Genomic DNA, 21099 nt, shown 5'->3' on the forward strand with positions numbered 1-21099 from the left:
ACCGTCGCTCAGCTGAGCTGGTTGGCCTCGACCCAGGACAGGTACTCCGGGCTGACCGTGCCCGTGACGTACTCGCCCGTGAAGCAGCTCATCTCGAGGTCCGTGACGTCGGAGCCCTCGATGATCGCGTCGCGCATGTCGCCGATCTCCTGGTAGATCAGGTGGTCGCTGCCGAGCACCTTGTTGATCTCCGGGATCTTCCGGTCGTGGGCGATGAGCTCCGCGCGGGTCGGCATGTTGATGCCGTAGACGTGCGGGTACCGGACCGGGGGAGCGGCGCTCGTGAACGTGACCTCGTTCGCACCGGCGGCGCGGGCCATCTCGACGATCTCGCGGCTCGTGGTGCCGCGCACGATCGAGTCGTCGACGATGAGGATGTTCTTGCCCTTGAACTCGGACGACATCGCGTTGAGCTTCTGGCGCACCGACCGCTTGCGCTCCGCCTGCCCGGGCATGATGAACGTGCGGCCGACGTAGCGGTTCTTGTAGAAGCCCTCGCGGTACTCGATGCCGAGCTTCTGCGCGACCTGCATCGCGGCCGGGCGGCTCGAGTCCGGGATCGGCATGACCACGTCGATGTCTCCGGTGGGGGCGTACTGCGCGATCGTGTCCGCCAGACGGTTGCCCAGCCGGAGGCGGGCGTCGTACACCGAGATGCCGTTCATGACGGAGTCGGGACGGGCGAGGTAGACGTACTCGAACGAGCACGGCACCAGGCGCGGGTTCTTCGCGCACTGACGGGCGTGCATCTGGCCGTTCATCTCGATGAAGATCGCTTCACCGGGGGCGACGTCGCGGACGATCTCGTAGCCGCCGGACTCGAGCACGAGGGACTCGGAGGCGACGACCCACTCCGGCTTGCCGGCCTCGTCGAACTTGTGCCCGAGGATCAGCGGGCGGATGCCGAACGGGTCGCGGAACGCCAGCAGCCCGTGCCCGGCGATGGTCGCGATGGCGGCGTAGGAGCCCTCGACCCGCTCGTGCACGCGCTCGACGGCGTCGAAGACCTGCCCGGGGTCGAGGTCCTTGCCGCGCACCTGGCCCTGGAGCTCGTGCGCGAGCACGTTCACCAGCAGCTCGGTGTCGGAACTCGTGTTGAGGTGCCGCCGGTCGATGTCGAACAGTTCACGGGTGAGTTCCCGCGTGTTCGTCAGGTTGCCGTTGTGCACGAGGACGATGCCGTAGGGCGCGTTCACGTAGAACGGCTGGGCCTCTTCCTCGTTGCTGGCGGCGCCCTTGGTGGCGTACCGGACGTGCCCGAGGCCCATGGTGCCCAGCAGGGCGCGCATGTCACGGGTGCGGAAGGACTCCCGCACGTGACCGCGGGTCTTGTGCATGTGGTGGATGTGACCCTCGACCGTGGCGATGCCCGTCGAGTCCTGTCCCCGGTGTTGCAGGAGGAGCAGTGCGTCGTAGATGGATTGGTTGGCGGGGCCCTGTGCAACGAGGCCGACGATGCCGCACATTCGCGGGTGTGCTCCAGACCGTAGAATCGGGGGGTACCGAACAAGTCTGCCATGTCACCGCGAAGGACTCAGCATGCCCAACCCGTACGCCGAAGCCGGAGTGGACACCGCCGCCGGTGACCTGGCCGTCGAACTCATGAAGTCCGCAGTCGCGGCCACCCACACCCCGTCGGTCATGGGCGGCGTCGGTGGCTTCGCCGGGCTCTACGACGTCTCGTTCCTGAAGGACTTCTCACGGCCGCTGCTCGCGACCTCCACCGACGGCGTCGGGACGAAGGTCGCCATCGCGCAGGCGATCGACAAGCACGACACGATCGGGCAGGACCTCGTCGGCATGGTCGTCGACGACATCGTCGTGGTCGGCGCGAAGCCGCTCTTCATGACGGACTACATCGCCTGCGGCCGGGTCGTCCCCGGGCGCATCGCGGACATCGTCGCCGGCATCGCCCGCGGCTGCTCGGAGACCGGCACCGCGCTGGTCGGGGGCGAGACGGCGGAGCACCCCGGGCTGCTCGGGCCGGACGACTACGACGTGGCCGGTGCCGCGGTCGGCGCGGTCGAGGCCGGGTCGCAGCTCGGCGCGCACCTCGTGCAGGACGGCGACGTCGTCGTGGCGATCGAGTCCTCCGGGCTGCACTCCAACGGGTACTCGCTCGTGCGGCACATCCTGTCGTCGCGCGGCGTCGGGTACACCGACTCGTTGCCGGAGCTCGGCGGCCTCGTCGGGGAAGCCCTGCTCGAGCCGACGCGCCTCTACACGACGCCGCTGCTGTCGCTCATCGAGCAGCACCCGGGCGCCGTGCACTCGCTGTCACACGTCACGGGTGGTGGCATCGCGGCGAACCTGGCGCGCGTGCTGCCCGTCGGGTCCTGGGTCGAGGTCGATCGCTCCACGTGGGAGCCGCTCCCCGTCTTCCGTGTGCTCGCGTCGATGGCGGGCACTCCCATCGAGGACACCGAGGGCACCTGGAACCTCGGCATCGGCATGTTCGCGGTCGTGTCGGCCGCTGCAGCGTCGGACGTCATCGCGTCGCTCGGGGCCGCCGGGCTGCCGTCGTGGGCGGTCGGGACGATCTCGACCTCGGCGCGTGACCTCGACGGGTTCGAGCAGGGCGCGAAGGGCGTCGACGGCGGCGCGGTGCGGCTCGTGGGGGCGTACGCGGGCTGAGCGCGGGGGCGCGCGGGGCCGCGCGCGCCGCGCGGGCTCGAGGTCGCACGAACTGCCGTCCGGACTCCTTCCGGGCGGCAGTTCGTGCGACCGGGGCGGAACGGGCGCGGCAGGTCGTGCGACCTCGGGTTCGTCGTTCGTTGCGTGCGCGGGTCGTTGCGGGCGCGCGGGTGCGACATCGTCGCTGTCGTACGACGTCGGCTTCGTCGTTCGTTGCGTGCGCGGGCCTTTGCAGGCGCGCGGGTGCGACATCGTCGCTGTCGTGCGACGTCGGCTTCGTCGTTCGTTGCGTGCGCGGGCCTTTGCAGGCGCGCGGGTGCGACATCGTCGCTGTCGTACGACGTCGAGGATGTCGTTCCGAGTCCGCGGGGCCCCGGCCGACGTCAGACGCGGGCGGCTGGCGGCACCGGGCGGCACGCACGACGAAACGCCGCGCTGCCCAGGAGGGTGCGCGGCGTCGTCATCGAGCCTGGGTCAGGCGGACTTGTTCTGGTCCTGCTGCGGTTCGAACTCGTCGTCTTCTTCGAGCTGGTCATCACCGTATTGGTCTGCCCAGCGGTCGACGTAGGAGTTCTCGTCCGAGTGTTGCCCGGCGGAGAGCTCTCGTTCGAGCGCACCGTAGTTCGTCTCCGGGCTGAAGTACTTCAGTTCCCGGGCGACCTTGGTGTGCTTCGCCTTCTGACGGCCGCGCCCCATGCGTGACCCCCTCGTGATCGGCTCTGGTCCGGTCCTGGCGGGAGAGGAGTCACCCGGGGAACCGAACGGTTTCGTGGTTTGAAATCTGCCGATCACTCTACCATGTACCCCGATCTGGACGTCGCCGCGACGGCCCCGCCCACAGCAGAATCGAAGTGATGACAGACGACGCGCAGGCCCCGGCCGACCAGCACGCCCGGGTCGTGGTGATCGGCGCGGGTCAGGCCGGCCTCTCGGTGGGATACCACCTCCGCCGGCTCGGCCTGACGCCGGGGAGCGATCTGGTGCTGCTCGACCGGGCGCCGAGCACGGGTGGAGCCTGGCAGTTCCGGTGGGAGGCCCTCCGCCTCGGAGCCGCGCACCGCGTGCACGACCTGCCCGGGATGAACGCGATGGGCCTCCGGTTCGACGACGCGGACCGGTCGCGACCGGCGCGGGACGTCGTCGGCGAGTACTACCGGCGCTTCGAGCAGCACTACGACCTGCGGGTCCGTCGTCCGGTCTCGGTGTCGTCCGTGTCGCGCATCGGGGACAGCCCCGGAGCGTCCGGAGGCCTGTGCGTCACCGTCCGGACCGCCGACGGGCGCACGAGCCGGATCGGCGCCGAGGTCGTCGTGAACGCCTCCGGGACGTGGGGCACGCCGTTCGTCCCGTGGTACCCGGGTCGGGATGCCTTCGGGGGTCGGCAGCTGGACACGACGGAGTACCGGAGTGCGGCGGATTTCGCCGGTCAGGACGTGGTGGTCGTCGGCGGTGGCACGAGCGCGATCGGGTTCCTGCTCGAGCTCGACGGCGTCGCCGCACGGACCCGGTGGTTCACCCGGCGACCGATGGTGTGGTCGGAGTCGGCGGCGCTCGACCTCGAGTCCGCGGTGGCGGCGGTCGACGAGCAGGACCGGGCCGCACGGGCGGGGGAGACCCTGCCGAGCATTGTCTCCGGCACCGGTGTCCCCGTGTCGCGCCGGATCCGTGCCGGACTCGAGCGGGGTGTGCTGCAGGACTCGCCGATGTTCACCCGGCTCGACGAGACCGGTGTGGTCACGGCCGAGGGTGAGCACGTGCACGCCGACGCCGTGATCTGGGCGACCGGGTTCCGTGCGGACCTGCGGCACCTCGCGCCGTTGCACCTGCGGACCGCGGCCGGCGGCATCGTGGTCGAGGACGGTCGGTCGGTGGATGAGCCGCGGTTGTTCCTGGCGGGGTACGGGCCACAGGCGTCGACCATCGGGGCGAACCGTGCCGGGCGGCGGATCGCCCGGCAGGTGATGGACGTGCTCGCGGGTGACGATGCGGGATCGGCGCCGGCGGTCGGGTCCGACTGACCTCGCACGGTGCGACGTCGCCGACGCACCGTGCGGGGTTCCGCGCCCGGTGCGGGACGCAGGCCGTCCCACGGAGCGCGGAACCTCGCACACTGGCGGGGGCGTCAGGCGGGCAGTGGCTCCTCGACGCCACGACGCCGGCGCGAGGCCAGCAGGAACACCGCGTCGAGCGAGAACCGCCCCGGCCCGGTCAGCGCCACCGCGAGGGACGCCACCGCGAGCACGAGGACGTACTCGAACCCGCCGTCCTGCGAGTAGAACCCCGCGGACCCGTGCGCGAGCAGGCCGGCCACGACCATGTCGACCGCGAGCAGCACGCCCACGATCCGGGTCGCGACACCGAGCACGAGGAACACCCCGCCGACGAGTTCGAGCCCGGCGACGAGGGGCGCCGCGACCTCGGCGAGGGGGACGCCCATGCCGGAGAAGCCCTGGGACACGGAGCCGATCCCCTGCGCGAACTTCTGGGCGCCGTGGGCGATGAACACCACGCCGAGGACGATGCGGAGCGCGGTCAGGCCGATGGAGGTCGATGTCGTTCGCATGCCGTCGAAGCTAACCGGTGACGCGTCATCATCCACCCCCGTCCGGGGGACTTCCCGGACATCACCAGAACATGCCCAGGCCCGGGTCCGCAGAAGCGCGGACCCGCGTTCAGGAATCGGCGCCGCGTCCGGTCTGCTGCTGCAGGCGGTCGATGTGCTCCGAGGCCTCAGCCTTGGTGAGGTCGGCGGGGAGTTCCTCGCCGGCCTCGCGGGCGAGGGTGTCGAGGTAGCTGCGCTGCGGCCCGGTCATGGGCTCGTCACCGGTGACCCACTGCTCGGGGTCCTTGCTGGCGTCGGTGCTGGGGTCGGGGCGGGCTCCGCCGAGGGTCTCGGGCTGGTCGGTGCGGTCGTCGATCGGGTCTGCGTCACTCATGGCGTGGACGCTACGCCGCACCCCCGACCGGAAACCCCACCGTGGCGTCCCCCGGACACACGGCGCCCACGCCCGCGGCAGCGCCCGCGGTCAGTCGGCGACCGCGGTGTACCGCACCAGGTCCGGACCGACCGAGCTCACCGCGATCGGGACCGACCGGTCCTCGCGGCGGATCCAGATCGTCGCGGCACGCTCGTCGATCCGCTCGACCTCGTGCAGGGTGCCGTCGATCAGGACGGCAGCGCGGACCAGGACGTGCCCGGTGCCCGAGCGCGGCGGCAGCCCCACGACGTCGTCGCCGAAGGCCGGGTACCGACCGGGCGACAGGAACGGCGACACCGGGGTGGTCACGATCTCGAGGCCCTCGTCGACCGCGCGCACCGCCACGAGCCGCACCGCCTGGTCGGTGGGGAGCGGCACGTCGACGACCGGGGCGTCCGCGGAACCTGCCAGTGCGCGGAAGGCGGGCCGACCGTCGGGGGCGAGCCGCGCCTCCAGGCCGTCGATCCGGACCCGACCGCGACCGCGCGAATCCGCGTACGTGCCGGGCTCGATGCCGGACCGACGCGCCTCGATCCGGGAGACCACCACGCGGTCCGGGCGGTACCAGTCGCGGAGCGTCGCCGGGTCGACCCAGCCGATGCGGTGCGTCGAGTCCTCGGCCGCCTGCTCGTCGAGTGCGCCGAGGGGGTGCGGGCCGCGGACGGCGACGAGTCCCTCGTGCGGGCCGCCGGGCGTCGGCTCGTGGTCGAGCACCTCGACGCGCTTCGAGACCTTGCCGCCGTGCCCGTCGAACGTGGCGAACGTGCGCAGGTCGGAGATCGTCATGACGACAGATGCTACGACGAGCGACCGTCGCCGCGTGGAGGCGACGGGACGAGGACGTGCATCTCACCGGTGCACTGGGTCGGGTCGACGCCCTCGGCGGGACCGGCCGGACGGGTCGCGCGGCGCGGCTGCAGGCTGTTCCGCTGGGCCGACCGGAGCAGACGGTCGTCCTCGGCGTCGTGCTGGACGACGCCGTGCGGGGAGCGGCGGAGTGCGGGGCGGATCGGCTCGCCGCGGCGCTCCTGCCCGGGGAGCGGGCGGGAACGCCGGCCGTACAGGAGCTCGGAGGAGTCGAGCAGCCAGGGCACGAGCGCGACGGTCACGCCGTGCACGAGCAGCAGCTTCTTCCGGATGCGACGACCGCGGTGGTTGTGGAGGAAGGTCTCCCACCAGTGCCCGACGATGAAGACCGGCGTGTAGACGGTCACGACCTCGGAGCCGTGCTCCATCCGGTGCGCCTTGATGTACTTGATGAGCGGCATCGAGATGTCGCGGTAGGGGCTCGGCACGATGGTCAGGGGCACCTCGATGCCGTACTCCTCCCACTGCGCCCGGAGCCGGGCCGCATCGGCGTCGTCGATCGCGACGTGCAGGGCCTCGAAGCTCGCGTGCTTGGCGGCGATCGCGTAGTCGAGTGCCTTGAGCACGGGCTTCTGCAGCTTGTTCACCAGGACGATCGCGTGGTCGCCGGTCGCGCCGAACCGGGTCTCCTCGTCGGCCTCGATCTCGTGCGAGACGTCGCGGTAGTACCGGTTCACGCCGAGCATGAGCACGAACAGGATCGGCATGATCAGGAACACGAGCCAGGCGCCGTGCGTGAACTTCGTGATCGTGACGATGACGAGGACGACGAACGTGAAGGTCGCGCCGGTGGCGTTGATGGCGCGGGAGCGCATGACCTGCCCACGGTTGACCGGACCGTCCGCGGTGCCCGCCCGGTCCGCCCGCAGCAACCGCGTCCAGTGCACGATCATCCCGGTCTGCCCGAGCGTGAACGACACGAACACACCGATGATGTAGAGCTGGATGAGGCTCGTGACGTTCGCCCGGTACACGATCAGCAGCGCCGCCGCGACGAGGGCGAGCACGATCACGCCGTTCGAGTAGATGAGCCGGTCGCCCCGGGTCGACAGGGCCTTCGGGGCGTACGAGTCCCGGGCGAGGATCGACCCGAGCAGCGGGAAGCCGTTGAACGCCGTGTTGGCGGCGAGCAGCAGCACCGCCGCGGTCGTCGCCTGGATCACGAAGAAGAGGACCGTGTTGTCGCCGAACGTCGCGGCCGCGATCTGCGCGATCAGGGAACGCTGCGGCGTCGTGGCGCACTGCGCGAAGCCCTGCAGGTCGCACGCGCTCTCGGCGTAGTGCACGCGGGAGATGAGGGCGAGCGTGATGAGACCGACGAACAGCACGATCGCGATCGACCCCATGAACACGAGGGTCATCTGCGCGTTCTTGATCTTCGGGCGGCGGAACGCCTGCACGCCGTTCGCGATCGCCTCGACACCGGTCAGCGCCGAGCAGCCGGACGCGAACGCGCGGAGGAGCAGCAGGATGAACGCGGCCTGCGTCGTGTGCTCGACGTTCTGCACGGTGTAGGCGGCGGACTCCGCGACCGGGGCGTTGCCGGCCGCGGCCCGGACGAGCCCGACGACGACCATCACGAAGACGCTCGCCACGAAGAGGTAGGTCGGCACGGCGAAGGCCTTGCTCGACTCGCGGACACCCCGGAGGTTCGCGGCGGCGAGGAGCACGACGAACACCAGGGCCAGTTCGACCCGGAACTCGTTGAGGAACGGGAGCGCGGAGATGATGTTGTCCACGCCCGACGCGACCGAGACCGCCACGGTCATGACGTAGTCGACGAGCAGTGCGGAAGCCACGACGAGCCCCGCCTTCTCGCCGAGGTTCCGGTGTGCCACCTCGTAGTCGCCACCGCCGGACGGGTACGCCTTGATGAGCTGTCGGTAGGACGCGACGACCACGACGAGCAGCAGCACGACGAGGGCGGCGACCCACGGGGCGAACGTCAGGAACGCCATCCCGCCGAGCAGCAGGATCATGAGGAGTTCCTGCGGCGCGTACGCCACGGAGGACAGCGGGTCACTCGCGAAGATCGGCAGTGCCAGGTGCTTCGGGAGGAGCTGTCCCTCGAGCTTCTCGGAGGGGAGGGGATCCCCGATCAGTCGCGCTTTCAACGACCGGATCTCGTTCGTCACGAGCGGCAAACCTACTCATTTCCGGGCGCGAGTCAACACGACCGACCCCGGTGGTATTCCCCGTCCGTGCCGGTTCGGGTCGGGCGCACCCCGGAAACCCCTTGCAGTTGACGCTGCGTCAACCTCTACCGTGGCCTGCATGAGGGATTCGACAGACACAGCGGCCGCAGCTGCGAAAGCACCGCACGGCATCGCCGACGTGGCGCGTTCCGCCGGTGTGTCGAGCCGCACGCTCCGGCACTACGACGCGATCGGGCTGCTGCCCGCGACCGCGGTCGGCGAAGGTGGGCTCCGACGCTACGACGACCGCGCGCTGGTCCGGTTGCAACGGATCCTCCTGCTGCGCGGGCTCGGACTCGGGCTGGCCGACGTCGGCCGGGTCCTCGACGGCGAGCAGGACGACGTCACGGCCCTCACGGCGCACGTCGCGTGGCTCGAACGCGAGCGCGACCGGCTCGCGCGGCAGCTCGCGGCCGTGCGGACCACCATCACGAGGATCGAGGAAGGACAGGACATGATTGCCACCGACACGTTCGACGGGTTCGACCAGACGCGCTTCCGGCAGGAGGTCGAGGAGCGCTGGGGGCCCGCGGCCTGGGACCGAGGCGCACGCTGGTGGGAGTCGAAGGACCCCGCCGCGAAGGAGGCCTTCCAGGCAGAACAGCGGGCGATCGCGCAGGACGCCGCAGCGCTCGCCGCGTCGGGCGCGGGTCCGGCGTCGGAGGCCGGCGCAGCACTTGCACGGCGTCAGTTCGCCTGGCTCGCCGAGGCGACGCCCCCGGCCGAGCTCACCGCCGACCGGTTCCGCACGCTCGGCGACATGTACGTGCAGGACGAACGGTTCACGCACGCCTACGAGTGGGCGGGCGCGGGTGCCGCCCGCGCCCTGCGGGACGCGATGCACGCCCTGGCCGACCGCGGTCTGTGACGGACGACCCGCGCCTCCTGGCGGGCTGCCTGGAGGCGCGGGTCGTCACCGTCTGTCGGCCGCCGGTCGTCAGAGGGACTTGCGCAGCGCCTCCAGGCCGTCGCGCAGACGCGTGACCGTGTCCGCACCGAGCGTGCCGCGGGTCGCCCGACGGCGGAGGTCCGCGCGGACCTGCTGCCGGAACGACGACAGGACCATCTCGACCTCGCGCAGGGCGCGGGCGCCCTCGGACGGGACGTCCACGGGCTCGTCGGCGGTCCGGCCGCGCGGTGCCTGCGCGCTCGCCGCGAGGTCGGCACGGAGGGACCGCATCGCCTCGCCCACCGAGGCGCGGACGCCGTCGGCCAGGGACTTCACCGAGTCGTTGACGCCGTTCTCGACCGCGGCGATCTCGTCGGCACGGGCGTCGAGCTCGGCGCGGCCCGCGTCGGTGATCGCGTAGACGGTCTTCCGGCCGTCCGCGGACTTCGTGACGAGTCCCTCTTCCTCGAGCTTGGCGAGCCGCGGGTACACGGTGCCGGCGCTCGGGACGTAGGTGCCGCCGAAGCGGTCGCCGAGGGCCTGGATGACCTCGTACCCGTGCATCGGGTGGTCCGCCAGCAGCACGAGCAGGTAGAGGCGCAGGTGGCCGTGCGCGAAGACGGGGCTCATTCGGGCACCTCGCCGTCGTTCACCGGGGCCGCGGGCGTGGTCGGTGCAGCCGGCGCGGTCGGTGTCGTCGGTTCCATCGGTGCCGTCGGCTCCGCGACGGGTGGGGCGTGCAGCACCGCGATGTCGCCGGACACCGAGTTCACCTTGAGGTCGAGCCACTGCCCGGACAGCTCGCCGCCCTGCTTGACGTAGGACCCCCGCACGCCGCGGATCTCCGAGTCGTCGAACTGCAGCTTGCCCGAGGCGGTGCTGACGGTGCACTGGTAGGGCACGCCGTCCTCGAGTCGGACGCTCACCGCACCGGACACCGTGTTGACGCGGGCCTGGTCGGGGGTGCCGTGCAGGTCGAGCACCACGTCGGCGTTCACCCCGTCGGCCGAGAACCGCGGGATCGCCCCGGTCGCCACGACGTCGCCGGAGACGGTGTGCACCGTCAGGGCGCCGTCGAGCTCGCGGATGGTCGTCGTGCCGGACACCGCGTTCACGGTGACGTCACCCGCGACGTCGTCGACGACGAGGTCGCCGGACACCGTGTTGAGCGTGGCGCCGCGGTTCGTGCCGGACAGCAGGGCGCCGGCCGAGACGACGCCGAGGGTGACGATGGCGTCGCGGGGCACGAGGACGCTGACGTCGGCGTGGGCCTTGCCGCGGAACGACTTCAGGAAGCCGATCGGGTCGTCCCACCGGACCTGCGGGTGGTCGATCGTGAGCGTGTCGCCGTCGAGCTCGATCTTCATCGGCTTGCCGGACACGCTGTGCACCTCGACGCGGGCGGTCGGCTCGTCGTGCGCGACGACGTCCACCTGTCCTCCGGCGAGGCCCACGCGCAAGCGGCGGACGATCCCGGTGTCGATCACCTTCGGCTCCTCGACGAGCCACTTCTCCTGGGCCATGTTGCCTCCTCGAACTCGCGATGTATCGCGTCTGTGACGGACACGTTATATCGCGACCTGGACGCACGCAAGGGCTCTAGGCGACCTCCGAGGCGGCGGCGACCCGTGCCTCCTGGACCGGTGTGGCGGCACGCGTCCGTTCCGGGCTCCACGGGAACCGGCGGAAGACCGGCATGAGCGGCTGCACCATCGGACCGATCGCGAACGCCGCGACCACGGTGCCGGCTCCGACGTCGCCGCCGAGGAACCAGCCGACGATCACGACCGAGACCTCGATGACTGTCCGCGCCACCCACACCGGCCAGCCGAGGCGCTCGTGCAGGCCGACCATCAGGCCGTCTCGAGCGCCCGTGCCGAAGCCGGCGCCGATGTAGAACGCGGTGGCGACCGCCAGGAGCACCAGCCCGGCGACGAACAGGAGGACCCGGCCGAGGAGTTCCGACGGTGTCGGGACGAGCCAGAGCACGAGGTCGGCGCTCGGTCCGATCGCCAGGGCGTTGAGCAGCGTCCCGATGCCCGGCTTCTGGCGGAGCGGGATCCAGAACAGCAGGATGACGCCGCTCGACACCACGGTGATGACGCCGAAGGACCACGGCACCACGTTCTCGAGCCCCTCCGTGAGGACCGTCCACGACGAGACCCCGACGACCGCACGCACCTGCAGTGCCGTCGAGGCGCCGTAGAGGAACAGGCCCACGAAGAGCTGGACGAAGCGGAGCGTGAGGGCGGTCGAGCGGGGCATGGCTCGATCGTCGTGGAGATTGGACTGCGGGTCGAGAGCCAATTCCGCTACCGTGGATCCATGACCCCGGTCCTGCTCAGTGCCCGATCCGCAGCGCTCCTCCTGACCGACTGGCGCGCCGGTACCGACGCCCCCGCGTACGAGGCGCTGTCCGACGCGCTGCGCGTGCTCGTCATCGACGGCCGGATCCCGCAGGGCGTGCGGCTGCCCGCCGAGCGGGGCCTCGCCACCGCGCTGGGCGTCTCGCGCACCACGGTCGCGAACGCGTACTCGAGGCTCCGGTCCGACGGGTTCGTGGTGTCGCTCCGGGGGTCCGGCAGCGTGGTCCGGCTCCCGGCCGGGCTGATCGGCCGGCCGGACCCGGAACGGCTCGGCGGCGTCGTCGACGACGACCTGCTCGACCTCCGCAAGGCCGCACTGCACGCGGCTCCCGGGATCGCCGAGGCGGTCGAGCGCGCGGTGCGGCACGTCCCCGCAGCGCTCGCCGGCATCGGGTACGACACCGTCGGGGATCCCGGGCTGCGCGCGGCGATCGCCGAGCGGTACACCGAACGCGGCCTGCCCACCGACCCGTCCCAGGTCGTCGTGACGATCGGGGCGCAGCACGCGATCGCCCTGCTCGCCCGGGTGCTCGTCCGCCGGGGCGACGCCGTCCTCGTCGAGTCCCCGACCTACCCGCACGCGCACGAGGCCTTCCGCGAGGTCGGCGGTCGACTCGTCGGCGTGCCGGTGGACGCGCGGACCGGGTGGGACGCCACGGCGCTCGAGACCACGATGCGCCGCACGGCGCCGGCGGTCGCGTACGTCATGCCCGAGCTGCACAACCCGACCGGAGCGACGATGTCCGCGTCCACCCGGGAGCTCCTGCTGTCCGTCGCCGCGTCGACCGGGACGACGGTCATCGCGGACGAGACCATGGGCGAGCTGCGGATCGAGGGCTCGCCGTCCCTGCCGTTGGCAGCGGCCGACCCGTCCGGGGCATCGGTCGTGATGATCGGGTCGGCCGACAAGGTGTTCTGGGGCGGCCTGCGGATCGGTTGGATCCGCGCCGCACCGGCGCTCCTGCAGCGGCTGCTCCTCGCCCGGCCGACGGGCGACCTCGGCACGCCCGTGCTCGACCAGTTGGTCGCGCGGGAGCTCGTCCCGCGGACGGCGGCGGTCCTGGAGGCGCGGCGCGATTACCTGCGCCAGGGTCGCGACGACGTCGTGGATGCGTTGCGCGCGCGGCTCCCGGAGTGGGACGTGCCGTCGCCGGCGGGCGGGTTGACGACGTGGGTCGGGCTCGGGCGCCCGGTGTCGAGCGCGCTGGTGCTCGCCGCGCGCACCGAGGGCGTCGTGCTCGCGTCCGGCGGGGTCTTCGGGCCGGACGGTGGGTTCGAGCGGTTCCTGCGGGTGCCGTTCACGATGTCCCCGGCCGACCGGGTGCGGCTCGTCGACGTGCTCGAACGGTCGTGGGCACGGATCGGTGGCGACGCCGCCGGCGTGCGGGGGTCGCTCGCCGCGGTGGTGTGACGCGCCCTCCTCGCTCGGCAGTGTCATCCTCCGGGGTGACGCCCCTCGTGCGATCTGGCTCTGCGGAGTGATGCGCGCGACGCCCGGCCACCGGGATCCTGGTCCCATGGAGACGACCATGCACGCCGGCACGACGGTCCGTCCGGCGCCCGCTCCGACCCACGCGGTGCCCGCCGCCGCCCGGGTCTCGATGGCGCTCACGGGGGCACTGCTCGCCGGGGTGCTGACCTCGTTCGGGCAGGCGGTGCCCGGACTCTCCTCCGTCGCGAACTCCGCCGGACCCTGGTTCGTCGTCGCGGCTGCGCTGTGCCTGCTCGCCGGTGTGCGGTCGGGGCGCTGGGCGTCGCCGGTCGCGATGGTGCTCGGCGTCGTGCTCCTCGAGCTCATGCACGTGGGGTACTGGGCGGCGACGAACCTGCGCGGCTACCCGGACGTGCTGTCGATCACGAACTTCTGGGTCCTGATGGGCATCCCCGCCGGGGTGCTCGCGGGTGCGGTCGCGGTGGCACTCCGGTCCCGGGACGTCGGGTGGCGCGGGGCAGCGCTCGGGGCGACCGCCGCCGTGCTCGTCGGCGAGGGCGTCCGGGCCCTGCTGCAGGTCGCGGACACCACGGGGCCGGTGACCTGGGTGGTCGAGATCGTCGTCGGTCTGGCGGTCCTCGTCGTGGCGGTCGTGACGGCACGGACCCCGCTCGGCCGGATCGTGGCGCTCGCGACCGGCGTGCTCGGGACCGTGGGCGTGCTCGGCGCGTACCTGCTCCTCGGCGGCTGAGCGCGTCGAGGGACGCCCTGCAAGGATCAGGGTGTGCACCTCCTCTCGGTCTTCAGCCTCCGCAACCGCGCGCTCATCGCGCTCGTCACCGTCGTCGTCGCGGTGTTCGGCGGCATCGCGCTGACGAGCCTCAAGCAGGAGCTCATCCCCAGCGTCCAGTTCCCGCAGGTCGCCATCGTCAGCGCGTACCCCGGTGCCACGCCCGAGGTCGTGTCGAACGACGTGTCGACGAAGATCGAGCAGGCGATCCAGGTCGTGCCGAACCTCGAGTCGACCACCGCGACGTCGTCGACCGGGCAGAGCGTCGTCTCGGCGTCGTTCGACTACGGATCGAACCTCGCCAGCGCCGAGGACAAGATCCAGACCGCGGTGAACGCCCTGTCGCTCCCGGACACCGTGCAGACGCAGATCGTCACCGGGTCCTTCGACGACCTGCCCGTCCTGCAGCTCGCCGTCACGGGGAAGGGCGACCAGGAACAACTGGTCGACCGGCTGAACGCCACGGCGATCCCCGACATCGAGAAGCTCGACGGGGTCCGGCAGGCCGACGTCTTCGGCAACCCGGGGCGCCGCGTCGTGATCACCCCGGACACCGACGAGCTGGCGTCGCGGGGCCTGAGCACCCAGTCCATCGCGGACGCACTCGAAGACAACGGGACGCTCGTCCCCGGTGGCACGATCACCCAGGACGGCACGACGCTGTCGGTGCAGACGGGGGAGCGGATCGCGTCGATCAAGGACATCGAGGGGCTGCCGTTGACCGCGTCGTCGAGCGGCGGGTCGTCGTCCGGGGCGGGATCCTCCGGCAGCTCCTCGTCCGGCGGTGCGGCGGACGCCGGGGCAGGCGCGACCGGCGGGGCGGGCGCGACCGGGGCCGTGGACGCGACCAGTGGGACGGCGGCTGGCGGTGCGGCGGGGGCGGGCAGCGCCTCCAGTGCGACCGCCGGTGCCGGGGCCGCCGCGACGACGCCGACCACCATCGGCGACGTGGCGAAGGTCGCGATCGAGGAGTCGCCGCGCACGTCGATCAGCCGTGTGAACGGCGAGACGGCACTGACCATCGCGATCACCAAGACGCAGGAAGCGAACACCGTCGACGTCTCGAAGACGGTTCGCGACGCCCTCCCCGGCATCGAGGCGAAGGTCGCCGGCGACCCCCGGTTCACCGTCGTGTTCGACCAGGCGCCCTACATCCAGCAGTCCATCGACTCCCTCGCCGAAGAGGGGCTCCTCGGCCTCGGGTTCGCCGTCGTCGTGATCCTGCTGTTCCTGCTGTCGGTGCGGTCGACGATCGTCACCGCGATCTCGATCCCGACCTCGGTGCTCCTCGCCGCGATCGGCATGCGGGCGACCGGGTACACGCTGAACGTCATCACGCTCGCCGCGCTCACCATCGCGATCGGACGCGTGGTGGACGACTCGATCGTGGTCATCGAGAACATCAAGCGGCACCTGCAACCCGGGGTGGACCGGACCCGGGCGGTGCTCGACGCCGTCCGCGAGGTGGCCGGCGCCGTCACTGCGTCGACCCTGACCACCGTCGCCGTCTTCCTGCCGGTCGCGTTCGTCGCGGAGCTCGTCGGCGAGCTGTTCCGGCCGTTCGCCCTGACCGTGACGATGGCGCTCGTGGCGTCGCTGCTGGTGTCGCTGACGATCGTCCCGGTGCTCGCGTACTGGTTCCTCCGGACGCCTGCCGCCGCCGGTGGCACCGTCGCCGGTGGCGCCGCCGCTGGTGGCGCCGCCGCTGGTGGCGCCGCCGCTGGTGGCGCTGCTGCCGGTGGCGCTGCTGCCGACGGGTCCGCTGCGACCACCGCGCTGTCGTCCGCCGAGGACCTGCACGACGCCGGCACGTCCGACCGGCTCCGGCGCGGGTACCAGCCCGTGCTCCGCTGGGCCATCGGTCGGCCGGCGCTCGTGGTGGTCCTGGCGGTCCTCGTGCTCGGCGGCACCGCGGCCGCCGTGCCGTTCGTCAAGACGAACTACCTCGGCGACTCCGGGCAGAACACCTTCACGGTCACGCAGGACCTCGAGCCGGGGACGAGCCTCGACGAGCAGTCCGACGCGGCGCAGGAGGTGGAGCGCGTGCTCCGCGGTGTCCAGGGTGTGCAGACCGTGCAGACCACCATCGGGACGAGCGGGCAGTCGATCCAGGCGGCCTTCGGGGGCGGGGCGTCGGCCTCCGTGCAGTACAACGTGACGACGGACGCCGGCGACGACCAGACCGCCATCCAGTCCACCGCGCGCGACCGCATCGACCGCATCGACGGCGTCGGCGAGGTCAGCCTCTCGTCGGCCGGTGGCGGGTTCGGCGGCTCGAGCGACATCGAGGTCGACGTCACCGCGCCGACCCAGGCTGAGCTCCGGACCGCGGCGGCGTCGGTGCTGCGCGAGATGCGGAAGGTCGACGGCACGACCGGCGCGACGAGCAACCTGTCGGCGTCCGAGCCGTACCTCGCCGTCCGGGTCGACCGGCAGGCCGCCGCCGAGCGCGGCCTGACCGAGACGCAGGTCGGCGGGATCGTCGCCGCGGCGGTCTCGCCCCGCGACACCGGCACGATCGAGATCGACGACGCGACGCTCGACGTGTACATCGCCGACCCCGAGCCCCCGACGACCGTCGCAGCACTGCGGTCGCTGTCCATCCCCACCTCGACCGGGTCGGTGCCGCTGTCCGACCTGGCGACCGTCGAGCAGTCCGAGGGGCCGACGTCCATCACGACGTCGAACGCCGTCCGGACGGCCACGATCACGGTGACCCCGGACTCGACGAACCTCGGTGCCGCCGTGCAGAACGTGACCGCGGCCGTCGACGCGCTCGACCTGCCGCGCGGCGCATCCGCCGAGATCGGCGGTGTCGCCTCGAGCCAGTCGTCGGCGTTCAGCCAGCTCCTGTTGGCCATGCTCGTCGCGGTCCTGATCGTCTACGTGATCATGGTCGCCACGTTCCGGAGCCTGCGGCAGCCGCTGCTGCTGCTCGTGTCGGTGCCGTTCGCGGTCACCGGCGCGCTGCTCCTGCAGATCGTGACGGGGATCCCGCTCGGTGTGGCGTCACTGATCGGCCTGCTCATGCTCGTCGGCATCGTGGTGACGAACGCGATCGTCCTCATCGACCTCGTCAACCAGTACCGGCGCCGGGGGCTCCGCGTGCACGATGCCCTGATCGAGGGTGCGACCAGACGACTCCGGCCGATCCTGATGACCGCCCTGGCGACGATCTTCGCGCTGCTCCCGATGGCCGTCGGGCTGACCGGCCGGTCCGGGTTCATCTCGCAGCCGCTCGCGCTCGTGGTCATCGGCGGGCTGGTGTCGTCGACGCTGCTCACCCTCGTGGTGCTGCCGTCGCTGTACGCCCTCGTCGAGGGGCTCTTCGAGCGGCGGGCCGACCGGCGGGCGGCGCGCGAGGCCGCGGCGGGGGAGGCCACTGCGCGTGAGGCCACTGCGGGGGATGCCGCTGCGCGTGAGGCCGCTGCGGGGGATGTCGCGGCGGGGGAGGACTAGCGGCGGTACTCCGCGTCGATCGCCGAGATCGGGTCGACGACGGAGGCTGCCGGCGCCGCCACGGGTGCCTCCTCGCGCTCGACGGCACGGAACCACGACACGAGGACGCACGTCAGCGTCACGAGGAACACCACGCCGGCGCCCTGCGACAGCACGGTCATCCGTCCGGTCACGGCCGCGTACCCGCCGAAGGCAACCGCGGCGGTGAACGACAGACCGAGCAGGAGTTCGGCGAACGTCTGCAGCGAGGAGTGCCGCTCCCAGCGGGAGGCAGTCGCGTGTGCAGGGCGCATCGAGGTGTCGGTCACCCCCGAAGTCTGCGGTGCGCGGGCGCCGGGCGGCAGTCCCGACTCCGGGTGCCACCCGGCCGGGGCACGTGCGGCCGGTGCCGGTGCCGGTGCCCGAGTCTCGGCCCCGCGGACACTTTCGCGTCCGCACCGCCCGAGGAACGTCCGCCGAACCGAGACTCGGGGCCGCGGCGGCCACCAGCCACGCGCGGCCCGCGGCCGCGCCTCAGTCCAGGTGCTCCCGCAGGAAGCTCGCCACGCGCTTGCTCATCGCCTCGTCGAGCTGCGCGATGGAGTGCGCCGACCCCTCGACCGCGACGAACGTCACCGGCACGTCATGTCGTCGGAGCGTCGCCGCGAACTCCTGCGACTCCCACAGCGGGATGAACTCGTCGGTGGAGTGGCCGATGAAGAACGGCGCCGTGTCCGAGGTCACGTGGTACTCCGGCGACGCCCGGGTCGCGGCCGGACAGTCCGAGTAGGTCCGGCAACCGAGGTACAGCAACTGCTTCCGCTGGAACGCGGCGGAGACGCCGTCGGCCTCGGTCGAGCGGGTCGTCAGGTTCGTGGGGCCGCTCAGGTCGACGACGGCCCGGATCCGGTCCCCCTCGGCGTAGGCGGTCGAGTCGTGGTCCGTCACGGCGAGCATCGCCGCGAGGTTCCCACCGGCGCTGCCCCCGAACACCCCGACCCGCTTGCTGTCGACGTCGTAGGTGGACAGCGTCGTCGGACGGAACACCCAGTCGAGTGCCCGTCGGACGTCGTCCAGCCCGGCCGGGAACGGGTCCGTCGGGGCGAGCCGGTAGTCGACGTTGAAGGTGACGAAGCCCTCGGAGGCCAGGTACTTGCACACCGATCGGTACGCCGCGGTGGCCTTGTCGCCGTGGGACCAGCTCCCGCCGTGGATCATCAGGACGGCGGGACGCGTGCCGCTGGCCGCCTCGGCGACGGCAGCGTCGCCGGCACCGGCACCAGCACCAGCACCGGCACCGTTCCCGTCGGCGGCTGCCCCGGCCCCCGCAGCGGCGATGCCGGCCGCGGTAGTCCCGGCAGTCCCGGCACCACTCGCACTCCCGTCCCCGCCCGCGTCGGCCCCGACCTCGTCCGCCGTCGCGGAAGCCGTCCCGCCCGGCGTCGGCGTCGGGGTCCTCGTGGTGTCCGGTGCACTGTCCGCCGGCAGGCACACGTCGAGCCGCTGCAGCGCGTCCGACCCGTACGGCACGTCGGCGACGACGTCGATGCCGTGGTACCGGAGCGACAGCGGGTAGATCACGGGTCCGGCGGTCACCGTGCGGTTCTCGTCACCGACCGGGTCCGTGCTGCACGACGCGACCGCGCCGAGCGCCACGACCGCGGCGACGAGCGCGAGCAGCGTGCGACAGCCTGACCTCATCGGATCAACGGTAACCCGGTCCCCGCACGCCGTCGTCCACCCACGGGAGGAACCGACCGTCCCCTCCTCCGACCCGAGGACCACCGCCGGACGAACCCGTCCGGCGGTGCCAGGATGGTGACGACCCCGCAGGAGGACCCGTGAGCCGTCGCAAGGCCTGGAACGCCGACCCCGAACCACTGCTCCGCGTCGAGGAGGGGTTCCGCCTCGACCGGGTCGACCCCGACGGCACCCCGGGGTTCCCGGGGCGGAAGATCGACGGGCTCGAGGCGCTCGCCGCCGGGGCCTCCCGACTGTCCGCGCTGCAGGAGCGACTCTGGGCGGCCTCGACCGCCGGTGACCAGCGCCGTGTACTCCTCGTCCTCCAGGCGATGGACACCGCGGGCAAGGGCGGGATCGTCTCGCACGTCGTCGGCGCGGTGGACCCGAACGGCGTGCACTACGCCGGCTTCAAGGCGCCGAACGCCGAGGAACGCGAGCACGACTTCCTCTGGCGCATCGAGCGACAGCTCCCGGGCGCCGGCCAGCTCGGCGTCTTCGACCGCTCCCACTACGAGGACGTCCTCATCCAGAAGGTCCGCGCGTTCGCCCCGCCGGAGGAGATCGAGCGCCGCTACGGAGCCATCGTCGACTTCGAGGACGAGCTCGCCGCGTCTGGTACGAGCCTCGTCAAGGTCATGCTCCACATCTCGAAGGACGAGCAGCGCGAACGACTCGGTGAGCGCCTCGACCGACCCGACAAGCACTGGAAGTTCAACCCCGGCGACATCGACGAGCGCCTGCTCTGGGACGACTACCAGGACGCGTACCAGACGGTGTTCGACCGCACCTCGACCGCGACGAACCCCTGGTACGTCATCCCGGCGAACCGCAAGTGGTACGCCCGGCTCGCCGTGCAGCAGCTCCTGCTCCGCACGCTCGAGGACATGCAGCTCACCTGGCCCGCAGCGGACTTCGACGTGGCCGAGCAGCGGCAGCGGCTCGCCGAGTCCTGACCCGCGAACGGTCCAGGAGGCACGGATCGCCCCCGTCTCGCAGCCCCGGCCCGGCGGTGGGCTGGCCAGCGACGGTCCGATCGCGTAGACTCACTCGGTCGGCCTTCGACGCCGTGACATTGCGATCACGGAGTTTTCGTTTGGGTGTGTGTTGCTCGAGGGCTGGATTCACGTCGATCCGCGACGGGAAGAACCCCCTCTCCGCACGCAAGCCCCCGCCGATGTCGCTGCCGGGCGCTGCGGTACGTCTGCACCCCGAGAAAGTAGCCATGGCCCCGTACAACAAGGGCGGCGCGGACAACCGCGCCTCCGACCGTGTCCGTCACCCGAACGGCACCCCCGCCGCTCGCAGCAGCAAGCACCGCGGTTTCCGCGCCGCCGACCCGTCCGCTCCGCGGCAGAAGCAGCGTTGGGACGCCGAGGAGCGTCGCGGCCGTGCGGCGCAGGGCGAGCGCCCGAGCCGTCCGAACTGGGAGCCGCGCGACGGTGGCCAGGGCCGCCCGCAGCGTGATGACCGTGGCGGCCGTCGCTTCGACCGCGATGACCGCGCTCCCCGTCGCTTCGACCGCGACGACCGTGCGCCCCGTCGTGACAACAACGACGACCGTCCGCGTCGCTCGTTCGACCGCGACGACCGTGCCCCGCGTCGCTTCGACCGCGACGACCGTGCCCCGCGTCGCTTCGACCGCGACGATCGTGCCCCGCGTCGCTTCGACCGCGACGACCGCGCTCCCCGTCGTGACGACGACCGCGCCCCGCGCCGGTTCGACCGTGACGACCGTGCGCCCCGCCGGTTCGACCGCGACGATCGTGC

Annotated in this window: 19 protein-coding genes; 7 read left to right on the plus strand and 12 right to left on the minus strand. The window is 72.0% G+C overall.

What is annotated here, in order from left to right:
* Nucleotides 1-8: 8 nt before the first annotated feature.
* Nucleotides 9-1466 carry an amidophosphoribosyltransferase gene (purF, locus tag BIV03_RS02245; RefSeq protein ID WP_071294476.1) on the minus strand — a complete coding sequence of 486 codons (1458 nt, stop codon included), beginning with the start codon at nucleotides 1464-1466 and terminating at the stop codon, nucleotides 9-11.
* Between the two features lie 73 nt (nucleotides 1467-1539).
* On the opposite strand from purF, the gene purM reads away from it, so the two are divergent.
* Entirely contained in the window at nucleotides 1540-2634 is a 1095-nt protein-coding gene (purM, locus tag BIV03_RS02250; protein WP_070417001.1) for a phosphoribosylformylglycinamidine cyclo-ligase, read from the plus strand.
* A gap of 474 nt (nucleotides 2635-3108) precedes the next feature.
* Here purM and BIV03_RS02255 read toward each other — a convergent pair whose 3' ends face one another.
* On the minus strand, nucleotides 3109-3330 hold the full coding sequence (locus BIV03_RS02255) for a DUF3073 domain-containing protein (RefSeq protein ID WP_070417000.1): 222 nt from the start codon (nucleotides 3328-3330) through the stop codon (nucleotides 3109-3111).
* Nucleotides 3331-3488: 158 nt separating this feature from the next.
* Here BIV03_RS02255 and BIV03_RS02260 point away from each other — a divergent pair, with 158 nt between their 5' ends.
* Nucleotides 3489-4652 carry an NAD(P)-binding domain-containing protein gene (locus BIV03_RS02260; RefSeq protein ID WP_071294477.1) on the plus strand — a complete coding sequence of 388 codons (1164 nt, stop codon included), beginning with the start codon at nucleotides 3489-3491 and terminating at the stop codon, nucleotides 4650-4652.
* Between the two features lie 104 nt (nucleotides 4653-4756).
* Here the strand turns inward: BIV03_RS02260 and BIV03_RS02265 are convergent, their stop codons facing one another.
* The 4 genes from BIV03_RS02265 to BIV03_RS02280 form a co-directional block, all read right to left on the minus strand.
* Complete coding sequence (locus tag BIV03_RS02265; protein ID WP_071294478.1) at nucleotides 4757-5197, minus strand: DoxX family protein; 441 nt, start codon at nucleotides 5195-5197, stop codon at nucleotides 4757-4759.
* 109 nt (nucleotides 5198-5306) lie between these two features.
* The gene (locus tag BIV03_RS02270) at nucleotides 5307-5570 is read right to left on the minus strand and encodes a DUF3072 domain-containing protein (protein ID WP_070416997.1); all 264 of its coding nucleotides are present in this window, start codon (nucleotides 5568-5570) and stop codon (nucleotides 5307-5309) included.
* Nucleotides 5571-5660: 90 nt separating this feature from the next.
* Nucleotides 5661-6398, minus strand: a complete 738-nt coding sequence (locus tag BIV03_RS02275; RefSeq protein ID WP_071294479.1) for a hypothetical protein — start codon at nucleotides 6396-6398, stop codon at nucleotides 5661-5663.
* A gap of 11 nt (nucleotides 6399-6409) precedes the next feature.
* Complete coding sequence (locus tag BIV03_RS02280) at nucleotides 6410-8623, minus strand: APC family permease (protein ID WP_071294480.1); 2214 nt, start codon at nucleotides 8621-8623, stop codon at nucleotides 6410-6412.
* A 130-nt stretch (nucleotides 8624-8753) separates the two neighbouring features.
* On the opposite strand from BIV03_RS02280, the gene BIV03_RS02285 reads away from it, so the two are divergent.
* Nucleotides 8754-9542 (plus strand): MerR family transcriptional regulator, encoded by a 789-nt coding sequence (locus BIV03_RS02285; RefSeq protein WP_071294481.1) that lies wholly within the window; start codon nucleotides 8754-8756, stop codon nucleotides 9540-9542.
* Nucleotides 9543-9611: 69 nt separating this feature from the next.
* Here BIV03_RS02285 and BIV03_RS02290 read toward each other — a convergent pair whose 3' ends face one another.
* From BIV03_RS02290 to BIV03_RS02300, 3 genes are all read right to left on the minus strand, one after another.
* Nucleotides 9612-10193 carry a PadR family transcriptional regulator gene (locus BIV03_RS02290; protein WP_071294482.1) on the minus strand — a complete coding sequence of 194 codons (582 nt, stop codon included), beginning with the start codon at nucleotides 10191-10193 and terminating at the stop codon, nucleotides 9612-9614.
* Nucleotides 10190-11086 carry a DUF4097 family beta strand repeat-containing protein gene (locus tag BIV03_RS02295; RefSeq protein ID WP_071294483.1) on the minus strand — a complete coding sequence of 299 codons (897 nt, stop codon included), beginning with the start codon at nucleotides 11084-11086 and terminating at the stop codon, nucleotides 10190-10192. Before BIV03_RS02295 ends, BIV03_RS02290 begins: the two co-directional genes overlap by 4 nt.
* A gap of 76 nt (nucleotides 11087-11162) precedes the next feature.
* Nucleotides 11163-11828, minus strand: a complete 666-nt coding sequence (locus BIV03_RS02300) for a YitT family protein (protein WP_071294484.1) — start codon at nucleotides 11826-11828, stop codon at nucleotides 11163-11165.
* Nucleotides 11829-11888: 60 nt separating this feature from the next.
* On the opposite strand from BIV03_RS02300, the gene BIV03_RS02305 reads away from it, so the two are divergent.
* The 3 genes from BIV03_RS02305 to BIV03_RS02315 all read left to right on the plus strand — a co-directional run bounded on the left by BIV03_RS02305 (nucleotide 11889) and on the right by BIV03_RS02315 (nucleotide 17610).
* A complete protein-coding gene (locus BIV03_RS02305; protein ID WP_071294485.1) occupies nucleotides 11889-13340 on the plus strand; it encodes a PLP-dependent aminotransferase family protein in 1452 nt (483 codons plus the stop codon).
* Between the two features lie 106 nt (nucleotides 13341-13446).
* Nucleotides 13447-14112, plus strand: a complete 666-nt coding sequence (locus tag BIV03_RS02310) for a DUF6518 family protein (RefSeq protein ID WP_071294486.1) — start codon at nucleotides 13447-13449, stop codon at nucleotides 14110-14112.
* A 33-nt stretch (nucleotides 14113-14145) separates the two neighbouring features.
* Entirely contained in the window at nucleotides 14146-17610 is a 3465-nt protein-coding gene (locus BIV03_RS02315) for an efflux RND transporter permease subunit (protein ID WP_083403146.1), read from the plus strand.
* Here BIV03_RS02315 and BIV03_RS02320 read toward each other — a convergent pair.
* Nucleotides 17607-17918 (minus strand): hypothetical protein, encoded by a 312-nt coding sequence (locus BIV03_RS02320; RefSeq protein WP_139199463.1) that lies wholly within the window; start codon nucleotides 17916-17918, stop codon nucleotides 17607-17609. The two genes, BIV03_RS02315 and BIV03_RS02320, sit on opposite strands and share 4 nt — an antisense overlap.
* A 205-nt stretch (nucleotides 17919-18123) precedes the next feature.
* Entirely contained in the window at nucleotides 18124-19290 is a 1167-nt protein-coding gene (locus tag BIV03_RS18975; RefSeq protein WP_071294487.1) for an alpha/beta hydrolase, read from the minus strand.
* Nucleotides 19291-19430: 140 nt separating this feature from the next.
* On the opposite strand from BIV03_RS18975, the gene BIV03_RS02330 reads away from it, so the two are divergent.
* The gene (locus BIV03_RS02330; RefSeq protein WP_071294488.1) at nucleotides 19431-20285 is read left to right on the plus strand and encodes a PPK2 family polyphosphate kinase; all 855 of its coding nucleotides are present in this window, start codon (nucleotides 19431-19433) and stop codon (nucleotides 20283-20285) included.
* Between the two features lie 125 nt (nucleotides 20286-20410).
* On the opposite strand, the gene BIV03_RS19400 is transcribed toward BIV03_RS02330, so the two are convergent.
* Nucleotides 20411-21099, minus strand: a 689-nt coding sequence (locus BIV03_RS19400) for a hypothetical protein (protein ID WP_175475677.1), incomplete at its 5' end; no start/stop codon positions are given.

The organism is Curtobacterium sp. MCBA15_016, from assembly GCF_001865105.1.
Classification (GTDB): Bacteria; Actinomycetota; Actinomycetes; order Actinomycetales; family Microbacteriaceae; genus Curtobacterium.

Bases quoted from the DNA above. Each gene is read 5' to 3' on its own strand.
- BIV03_RS02290 (WP_071294482.1), bottom strand. From the start codon at position 10,193: ATGAGCCCCGTCTTCGCGCACGGCCACCTGCGCCTCTACCTGCTCGTG.
- BIV03_RS02305 (WP_071294485.1), top strand. From the start codon at position 11,889: ATGACCCCGGTCCTGCTCAGTGCCCGATCCGCAGCGCTCCTCCTGACC.
- BIV03_RS18975 (WP_071294487.1), bottom strand. From the start codon at position 19,290: ATGAGGTCAGGCTGTCGCACGCTGCTCGCGCTCGTCGCCGCGGTCGTG.
- BIV03_RS02310 (WP_071294486.1), top strand. From the start codon at position 13,447: ATGGAGACGACCATGCACGCCGGCACGACGGTCCGTCCGGCGCCCGCT.
- BIV03_RS02255 (WP_070417000.1), bottom strand. From the start codon at position 3,330: ATGGGGCGCGGCCGTCAGAAGGCGAAGCACACCAAGGTCGCCCGGGAA.
- purM (WP_070417001.1), top strand. From the start codon at position 1,540: ATGCCCAACCCGTACGCCGAAGCCGGAGTGGACACCGCCGCCGGTGAC.
- purF (WP_071294476.1), bottom strand. From the start codon at position 1,466: ATGTGCGGCATCGTCGGCCTCGTTGCACAGGGCCCCGCCAACCAATCC.
- BIV03_RS02270 (WP_070416997.1), bottom strand. From the start codon at position 5,570: ATGAGTGACGCAGACCCGATCGACGACCGCACCGACCAGCCCGAGACC.
- BIV03_RS02285 (WP_071294481.1), top strand. From the start codon at position 8,754: ATGAGGGATTCGACAGACACAGCGGCCGCAGCTGCGAAAGCACCGCAC.
- BIV03_RS02300 (WP_071294484.1), bottom strand. From the start codon at position 11,828: ATGCCCCGCTCGACCGCCCTCACGCTCCGCTTCGTCCAGCTCTTCGTG.
- BIV03_RS02265 (WP_071294478.1), bottom strand. From the start codon at position 5,197: ATGCGAACGACATCGACCTCCATCGGCCTGACCGCGCTCCGCATCGTC.
- BIV03_RS02275 (WP_071294479.1), bottom strand. From the start codon at position 6,398: ATGACGATCTCCGACCTGCGCACGTTCGCCACGTTCGACGGGCACGGC.
- BIV03_RS02295 (WP_071294483.1), bottom strand. From the start codon at position 11,086: ATGGCCCAGGAGAAGTGGCTCGTCGAGGAGCCGAAGGTGATCGACACC.
- BIV03_RS02260 (WP_071294477.1), top strand. From the start codon at position 3,489: ATGACAGACGACGCGCAGGCCCCGGCCGACCAGCACGCCCGGGTCGTG.